General features: G+C 46.1%; 1 protein-coding gene. It reads right to left on the bottom strand.

Annotation, left to right across the window (positions count from 1 at the left end; all coding sequences use genetic code 11):
- Positions 1-812: adenosylhomocysteinase (locus tag MMU05_RS23010; protein WP_241144003.1), on the bottom strand; the 812-nt coding region annotated here is incomplete at both ends.

The raw sequence follows: 812 nt of genomic DNA, 5'->3' as shown, positions 1-812 counted from the left end.
TCCACCATTTTCTTGACAGCAAAACCGTCCATTGCAGCCTGCAAAGCACAGATCGGGTCGATTTCCGTGACGATAACCCTTGCACCTGCACCTTTCAATGAAGCTGCGGATCCTTTTCCAACATCACCATAACCTGCTACTACGGCGACTTTTCCTGCCATCATGATGTCAGTTGCCCTTCTGATAGCATCTACCAAGGATTCCTTGCAGCCATATTTGTTGTCAAATTTTGACTTGGTCACAGAATCATTGACGTTGATTGCCGGCATGGGAAGGGTACCGTTTTTCATTCTTTCATAAAGTCTGTGAACACCTGTGGTGGTTTCTTCAGAAAGTCCTTTGATACCGGCTACCAATTCAGGATAGTTGTCCAATACCATGTTGGTAAGGTCACCACCATCATCCAGGATCATGTTCAATGGATTTTTATCTTCGCCGAAGAAAATCGTCTGCTCAATGCACCAATCAAATTCCTCAGCAGTCATGCCTTTCCAGGCATATACAGAAATCCCCGCAGCGGCGATTGCAGCAGCGGCATGGTCCTGTGTCGAAAAAATATTGCAGGAAGACCAAGTAACCTCAGCGCCCAAGGCGGTCAAAGTCTCGATCAAAACCGCTGTCTGAATAGTCATGTGAAGACAGCCTGCGATTCTAGCACCTTTCAAAGGCTGAGAAGGGCCATATTCTTCTCTGATGGCCATCAGGCCAGGCATTTCGGCTTCCGCCAATTTAATTTCTTTCCTTCCCCATTCGGCAAGGGAAATGTCTTTCACCTTGTATTGGACAAATTTTTCTGATTTGATTTCAGACAT

The sequence above is a fragment of the Cognataquiflexum rubidum genome, from assembly GCF_022538115.1.
In the GTDB taxonomy this organism is placed as follows: domain Bacteria; phylum Bacteroidota; class Bacteroidia; order Cytophagales; family Cyclobacteriaceae; genus Cognataquiflexum; species Cognataquiflexum rubidum.
Note: the sequence above shows the minus strand (reverse complement) of the source record. Positions and strands in the feature narration are given on the sequence as shown.